Genomic DNA, 7,082 nt, shown 5'->3' with positions numbered 1-7,082 from the left:
ATCGCCGAGGTCGCCGGTGAGCAGGCCCGCGATCCAGTGCCAGTAGCGGGTCCAGGCGGGTTGGTCGAGGCCGAGCTTGGTGGCCAGGGCGGCGACGGCTTCGGGAGCGGCGTCCGGGCCCATGAGCATCTGCGCGGCGTTGCCGGGCAGGATCTCCAGGACCAGGAAGACGATGATGGAGGCGCCGATCAGCGTGCCGATCAGCGTGGCAAGGCGCTTGAGAAGAAAGAGGCTCATGGGGCGGGGCGCAGCATAACCCGACAACTGCAACAAGCGTGCCGTAGCACCGGATCCCCGGGGGGATGGCTCTCCCACGTTGCCGCCGGGGACTCCGCCTGCGGGGATAATCGCGGCATGGCCCTCATGATCACCGACGAATGCATCAACTGCGATGTCTGCGAGCCGGAGTGCCCGAACGATGCGATCTACATGGGCGAGGCGATCTACGAGATCGATCCGCACAAGTGCACCGAATGCGTGGGCCACTTCGATGAGCCGCAGTGCGTGCAGATCTGCCCCGTGGCTTGCATCCCGATCCATCCGGACCACGTGGAAAGCCGCGAGACGCTGATGCAGAAGTACCAGCGTCTCACGGCAACGAAGGCCGCGCTGCCGCAGCCTCCGTCCCTACCCTCAGCCGGCGTCTGAGGCCGCGGGCTTGCGGCGCTTCTTCTTCGCGCCGCCTTCCTCCCCGGGCTTCGATCCCGGTCTCTCCCCGTAGCTGGCCGTGGCCTTGCGCGGCTCGGCCGCGAGCTTCGTGGCCCTGGCCTTCTCCAGGCGCTCCTGGGCTTCGAGCCTGCGTTGCGCGAGTGCCGCGCGCTGGGCGTCCTGCGCGGCACGCTGGTCGCGCTGATGCGCCTGCTTCTCCTCGGACAGCCGCGTGCGTTCGAGCCGGTCGGCCAGCTTCGCGTTGCGCCGCGTGGCCTCGTCGGCGGCCTGGCGGTCGTCGTCGCTGCGCGCGTCGTCCACCTTCACCGTCGTTCCGCCTGCGCAGGGGCGGTCGCTGTAGCTGTTGCCGCAGCGCCAGGTCGACGTGCCTGGCTGCTGCGCGAATGCGCTCGTCACTGCACAGACGCCGATGGCCATCGCTCTGGCGACGATGGATCGGTGCAGGCGGTGCGTTCTTCTCGTTCCCTCCCTCGTTGTCGACATCGTTCTTCTCTCCCTCTTGCTTCGCGCTCTGTCGGCGCTTCCCGCGATGAACGCTGGCTAGGGTGCGGCGGGCGCGCTGCCGTCGCCAGGCTCGCGCCGCGGCGGTTTGGGCCGGGGCGGTTTGCTCGTGTGGATGGTGGCCGTGGCCTTTTCCATTTCGCCCGCGAGCAGCGCGGGCAGGGCATGCAGGCTGCGCACGATCGCATCGTCGATCGCGTCGCGTTGTTCCTTCAGCGGCTTCTTGAGCACCCAGTTGATCACCTCCGACTTCACGCCGGGATGGCCGATGCCCAGGCGCAGCCGCCAGTAGTCGCCGGTGCCGAGCTGCGCATGGATGTCGCGCAGGCCGTTGTGGCCCGCATGGCTGCCGCCGAACTTGAGCTTGGCCTGGCCGGGCACCACGTCGAGCTCGTCGTGCGCCACGAGGATTTCCTCGGGCGCGATCTTGAAGAAGCGCGCGAGCGCCGCGACCGACTTGCCCGAGAGGTTCATGAAGGTCTGCGGCTCGAGCAGCCAGATGCTCTGGCCGCCGATGTTCGCGCGCGCCGCGAGGCCGTGGTAGCTGCGCTCAGGCACCAGGTTGAGCTTCCAGTCGCGCGCGAGGGCGTCGATCCACCAGAAGCCGGCGTTGTGCCGCGTGGCTTCGTATTCAGGCCCGGGATTGCCGAGGCCGACGAACAGTTTGATCATGGGGCGGGATTATCGGGCGGTCGCACAATGCAAAAGGCCCGCGCGAGGCGGGCCTTTGGTTTGCAGCGCGAAGCCGAGAAGAATTACTTCTTGCCGGTCTTCTTGGCGGGAGCCGCTGCGGGTGCAGCTTCGGCAGCGCCTTCGGCAGCAGGTGCCGGCTCTTCGGCGACCAGCGGCGGCACGGCCGAGACCACGACCGGGTTGGTCTTGCCGTGGCTCACGAACTTCACGCCCTTGGGCAGCTTGATGTCGTTGACGTGCAGCGTGGCGTTCTTCTTCAGCGTCGAGAGGTCGACTTCGATGAACTCGGGCAGGTCGCTGGGCAGGCAGCTCACTTCGAGTTCGGTCAGCACGTGGTTCACGAGGTTGTGGTCGAGCTTGACGGCATCGGACTCTTCCTCGCCCTTGAAGTGCAGCGGCACCTTCATGTGCAGGCGGGTCTTGGCATCGACGCGTTGGAAGTCGATGTGCTGGACCAGCTGGCGGAACGGGTGGTACTGCACGTCGCGCAGCAGCACCTTGCTCACGCTGCCGCCGAGTTCCATCTCGAGGACGGAGGCGTGGAAGGCTTCCTTCTTGAGGGCGTGCCACAGCGCGTTGTGATCGAGCTCGATCAGTTGCGGCTGGCCTTCGCCACCGTAGACGATGCCGGGCGTCTTGCCCGAGATGCGGAGACGGCGGCTCGCACCCGTGCCCTGCTTGGCGCGCTCGAAAGCGACGAATTTCATAGTTAACTCCTTGGAGCGAAGGCACGACGGCCATTTCGCTTCTTGAGCGCCGACCGCGACCAGTGCGGCGCCGGTTTCAAAATGACTTCCCGATCAGGGAAGCCGGCTTTTTGCCCGAACGGCAGGAGCGCAATCTCAGAAGAGATTGTCCTGGTCCGAGAACAAACTCATCACCGACTCGCCCTTGGCAATGCGCTGGATCGTCTCGGCGATCAGCGGTGCCACGGAGAGTTGGCGGATCTTTCCGCAGCCGTTGGCGCTGTCGGAAAGGGGAATGGTGTTGGTCACGACCACTTCGTCGAGGGCCGTGCCCTTGCTGAGGCGCTCGATCGCGGGACCCGAGAAGATCGGGTGCGTGCAATAGGCGTAGACGCTCTTGGCGCCGCGTTCCTTCAGCACTTCGGCCGCTTTGACCAGCGTGCCGGCGGTGTCGATCATGTCGTCCATGATCACGCAGTTGCGGCCGTCGATCTCGCCGATCACGTTCATGACTTCGCTGACGTTGGCCTTGGGGCGGCGCTTGTCGATGATGGCGAGGTCGCAGTTCAGTTGCTTGGCCAGCGCGCGCGCACGGACCACGCCGCCGACGTCGGGCGAGACCACGATCAGGTCTTCGTAGTTCTTGGCGCGCAGGTCGCCGAGCAGCACCGGCGAGGCGTAGATGTTGTCGACCGGGATGTCGAAGAAGCCCTGGATCTGGTCGGCGTGCAGGTCCATCGTGAGCACGCGCTCGACGCCCACGGTTTCCAGCAGGTTGGCCACGACCTTGGCCGAGATCGGCACGCGGCTCGAGCGCGGGCGGCGGTCCTGGCGGGCATAGCCGAAATAGGGAATCACGGCGCTGATGCGTTCGGCCGAAGCGCGCTTGAGCGCGTCGACCATGATCAGCAGTTCCATCAGGTTCTCGTTGGTCGGGGCGCAGGTGGACTGCACCACGAACACATCGCGTGCCCGCACGTTCTGGTTGATCTCGACGGTGACTTCACCGTCGGAGAAGCGACCGACGCGGGCGGCACCGAGGGTGGTGCCCAGGTTGCTCGCGATTTCTGCAGCAAGGCCCGGATTGGCATTGCCGGTGAAAACCATGAAATCAGGATGGTGAGCCTGCATGAGCGCGTCCCGGCTGAGCGATTTGGCTTGGGAAAGCCGCCAAAGAGTTACGAGTCTTGGCGACCCTGGGGCCGCCGATTATTGCAGCGGGTCGGCCGCAAACGAAGTGCCGGGTCCAGGGACCGCGGCTTCAAAAAGAAACTACGGCCCGCGGGCCGTAGTGTCTGAAAGGTTTGGCAGGGGAGAAAGGATTCGAACCTTTGCATGCTGGAATCAAAATCCAGTGCCTTAACCAGCTTGGCGACTCCCCTACACAGGTCGACGGTTTGCACCGCCTACCGATATATGTCGCATCGAAACGCCTGGGCGCTCCGATCAGTTTTTCAGGCTGCCCAACCTCGAAGTGGATGAGCGGCCAGATTGTCGCATTGGCGAACCTGCCAGCCCGTGGGGCCCGAAAGCAGTTCCGCGTTCTGCGGTTCCTGCTGCATTCTGGCGAACACCGAACTTCCGGAGCCGGTCATCCTGGCATCGAATCCCTGGGCGCCGAGCCAATCGATGGCGTCGGTGATCGCGGGACAGAGCCGTTGGGCAACCGGCTGCAGGTCGTTGTGGCCGAAATCGAAAACTTCCTCGCCGAGGCTCAAGAGGTTTTGATCTGCGTGCTGTTCGCGTACTGCAGCAAAGCCCGTGATTATAGCAACAGGACTTGCCCGTTGCAGATCATCCGCAGAAAAAATTAAACGGGTATCGAGTCCCTCGGGTGGTTTGACCACAACGAAGCGTGCCGACGGCAGTTCGATCGGGCGGATTTTCTCGCCGATGCCTTCGACCCAGGCGTTGTGGCCCGAGAGGAAGAAAGGCACGTCGGCGCCCAGCGACAGGCCGATGCGCGCGAGCTCCGCGAGCGGCAACCGCAGGTTCCAGAGCCGGTTGAGCGCCAGCAGGCAGGTCGCGGCATCGGAAGAGCCGCCGCCCATGCCGGCCTGCGAGGGCACGTGTTTCGCGACGCCGATGTGCGCGCCCTGGCCCGGCGCCGCATGGGCCTGCAGCGCGCGCGCGGCGCGCAGCACGAGGTCGTCGGCCGGCAGCGGCACGGTCAGGTCCTCGCGGCTCAGCTGGCCGTCGCCGCGCAGTTCGACGTGGAGCGTGTCGCACCAGTCGATCAGCATGAAGACCGACTGCAGCAGGTGGTAGCCGTCGTCGCGCCGGCCGGTGACGTGGAGGAAGAGGTTGAGCTTGGCCGGCGCGGGAAGGTCGTAGATCGCCTTCATGACGCCGGCATGCGCTCGAACACGATGCGCAGGTCGGCCTGCGGCGCCGGTGTCTCGCGCAGCGCCTGCAGCCGGCCGCTCGCGAGCTGGCCGAGGTCGGCTCGCCAGCCGGGCACGGGATCGTTGCGGCCCTCGAGCCAGCCGAACAGCGCGGCGACCGGGATCGCGGCGCCGGTGGCGGCCTCGATCAGCGCATCGAGCGAGGCGTAGCGCCGCGTATCGCTGCCGTTCTTGAGCAGGGCTTCGCCGGGCGACCAGTGCAACTGGGCCAGCGTGCTGCCGATCGGCGTGGTGAGCGAGAGCTCTCCGGTCTCGGGCGAGCCGCGCAGCTCGAACAGCGCCGAGAAGGTCTGCACCGGTTCGCTGTCCACGCGCAGCGACATGCGGCCGCTCCAGGCATTCGTCGCGCGCGGCACGGAGGCCTTCGAGCCGCCCGTCAACTGCGCGCATCCCGCTATGGAAAAAGTAGCGATTGCCGTCAGCAGCAGGCGCCGGCCGCCATCGGGCCGCGCGCCGCCGGAGGCCACGAGCGCCGCCATCTCAGGGCTTGACCCGCAGGCGCTTGAGCGTTTCCTGCAGGGTCTCGTTGTCGGCGTCGCTCAGCAGCGCTTCCTTCCAGATCGTGACCGCGCGGTCCTTCTGGCCGATGCTCCACAGCACTTCGCCGAAGTGGGCACCGATCTCCGGATCGGGGCGCGTCTTGTAGGCGGCCTCGAGGATGCGGATGGCCTCGGCCGTGTTGCCGAGCCTGAACTCGACCCAGCCCAGGCTGTCGGCGATGAACGGGTCCTCGGGCGCGAGCTGCACGGCCTTCTGGATCAGCGTGCGGGCTTCCTCGAGCCGGATCTTGCGATCGGCGAACGAGTAGCCGAGGGCGTTGTAGGCGTTCTGGTTCTCGGGCTTGAGCTGCATCAGCCGGCGCAGCAGCCGCTCCATTTCGTCGAGGCGGTCGAGCTTCTCGGCCATCATGGCCTGGTCGTAGACGAGGTCGGTGTCGTCGGGCGCGGCGGCCGAGGCCTGGGCCAGCATGTCGTAGGCGGCCTGGAACTGCTTGGCGTCGCGCAGCAGCTGCACCTCGGCCAGGAACTTCTGCTTCTTGTCCTCGGGCGTGCGCTCGGGCAGGCCGCGCACGAGCTCGCGTGCCTGCGGCAGCTTGCCCTGGCGCGCCAGCAGGCCGGCGCGGCGCGTCTGCGCGATCACCAGGTCGTCGGTGTTGTCGATGCGCGCGAGCCAGCGCTCGGCGCCGGTGAAGTCCTTGCGCCGCTCGGCCAGTTGCGACAGCAGCAGGTAGGCCTGCGTCACGCCGCGGTTGCGGTCGCCGGCCTCGGCCTGCGCGGCGGCGGCCGGCTGGCTGCTGGCCAGCTCGAGGTAGCGCTTGAGCGAAGTCTCGGCCGCGGCGTCCTGGCGTGCCTGGGCCTGCAGGCTGCCGAGCAGCAGCCAGGGTTCGGCGAGCTCGGGGCGCGCGACGGTCAGCGATTGCAGCTGGCTCGAGGCTTCGGCGTAGCGGCGGTTCTCGACCAGCACGCGCGAATAGGCCACGCGCAGCTCGGGCGAAGCCTTCGGGTTGCCGGCCAGGTAGCGCGTGACGATCGGTTCGGCCAGCGGCTGGCCCGGATCGATGAGTTCGAGTGCGAGCGCCGGGGGCGCATCGGAGGCCGGGTCGGCCTGCTGGCCCTTGCGCGCGGCCTCGAGCGCACCCGAGTTGTCGCCGGCATTGAGGCGCAGCCGGCCCACCGTGGCCCAGGCCATGCCCGCCGTCGCGGGATTCTTGAATTCGTCGACCAGCGCCTGCTCGACCACCGAGGCGGCGAGCTTCTTGTCGGTGGCGCGCGAGTAGTTGCGCGCGATCACCGCCATCAGCAGCGGTCGTTCGACCTGCGGGCTGGCCGCGATCTCGGCGCGCAGCAGTTCGGTCGTGTCGCCGATGCGGTTGAGCAGGATCAGGATCTGCAGCTCGAAACGGCGCGCGTCGCGCGAGTTGGGCACCGTGTCCTGCCAGGCGCGTGCCGCGGCGAGGGCCGCATCGCCCGAGCGCGATTGCAGCGCGATCTCGATCGCGCGCTGGAACAGCTTGCCGTCGCGCAGCCTGCGCGCCGCATCGAGCACGTACTGGTAGCCCGAACCGGGATCGCCCGAGCGCGCGCTGAGCTCGCCCATGAGGATCTCGTAGAACATGTCGGCGCTCAGG

The 7,082-nt window shown here is 67.2% G+C and carries 8 protein-coding genes, 1 tRNA gene and 1 pseudogene; 1 reads left to right on the top strand and 9 read right to left on the bottom strand.

Annotation, left to right across the window (positions count from 1 at the left end):
• A pseudogene (locus tag AC27VN_RS28000) lies at window positions 1-237 on the bottom strand (ABC transporter permease); the annotation flags it as partial.
• Between the two features lie 117 nt (window positions 238-354).
• Between AC27VN_RS28000 and AC27VN_RS27995 the strand changes: the two are divergent.
• Window positions 355-648: a YfhL family 4Fe-4S dicluster ferredoxin gene (locus AC27VN_RS27995; protein ID WP_490878642.1), complete on the top strand. Its 294-nt coding sequence runs from the start codon at window positions 355-357 to the stop codon at window positions 646-648.
• On the opposite strand, the gene AC27VN_RS27990 is transcribed toward AC27VN_RS27995, so the two are convergent.
• From AC27VN_RS27990 to AC27VN_RS27955, 8 genes are all read right to left on the bottom strand, one after another.
• The gene (locus AC27VN_RS27990; RefSeq protein ID WP_490878641.1) at window positions 634-1,065 is read right to left on the bottom strand and encodes a hypothetical protein; all 432 of its coding nucleotides are present in this window, start codon (window positions 1,063-1,065) and stop codon (window positions 634-636) included. The genes AC27VN_RS27995 and AC27VN_RS27990 overlap by 15 nt on opposite strands.
• 144 nt (window positions 1,066-1,209) lie before the next feature.
• The gene (pth, locus tag AC27VN_RS27985; RefSeq protein WP_057595144.1) at window positions 1,210-1,842 is read right to left on the bottom strand and encodes an aminoacyl-tRNA hydrolase; all 633 of its coding nucleotides are present in this window, start codon (window positions 1,840-1,842) and stop codon (window positions 1,210-1,212) included.
• Window positions 1,843-1,925: 83 nt separating this feature from the next.
• Window positions 1,926-2,570 (bottom strand): 50S ribosomal protein L25/general stress protein Ctc, encoded by a 645-nt coding sequence (locus AC27VN_RS27980; protein WP_296785289.1) that lies wholly within the window; start codon window positions 2,568-2,570, stop codon window positions 1,926-1,928.
• Between the two features lie 135 nt (window positions 2,571-2,705).
• Entirely contained in the window at window positions 2,706-3,680 is a 975-nt protein-coding gene (locus AC27VN_RS27975) for a ribose-phosphate pyrophosphokinase (RefSeq protein WP_093341162.1), read from the bottom strand.
• A gap of 174 nt (window positions 3,681-3,854) precedes the next feature.
• Window positions 3,855-3,931 (bottom strand) — tRNA-Gln (locus tag AC27VN_RS27970).
• A gap of 72 nt (window positions 3,932-4,003) precedes the next feature.
• Entirely contained in the window at window positions 4,004-4,894 is an 891-nt protein-coding gene (ispE, locus tag AC27VN_RS27965; protein ID WP_490878640.1) for a 4-(cytidine 5'-diphospho)-2-C-methyl-D-erythritol kinase, read from the bottom strand.
• A complete protein-coding gene (locus AC27VN_RS27960; RefSeq protein ID WP_296791239.1) occupies window positions 4,891-5,310 on the bottom strand; it encodes a lipoprotein insertase outer membrane protein LolB in 420 nt (139 codons plus the stop codon). The genes ispE and AC27VN_RS27960 overlap by 4 nt, the downstream gene beginning before the upstream one ends.
• Before the next feature lie 124 nt (window positions 5,311-5,434).
• Window positions 5,435-7,081, bottom strand: a complete 1,647-nt coding sequence (locus AC27VN_RS27955; protein ID WP_490878639.1) for a tetratricopeptide repeat protein — start codon at window positions 7,079-7,081, stop codon at window positions 5,435-5,437.
• Window position 7,082: the final 1 nt, after the last annotated feature.

The sequence above is a fragment of the Variovorax sp. 20P10.2.4 genome (assembly GCF_058244205.1).
This window is presented reverse-complemented; position numbering and strand designations above follow the sequence as displayed.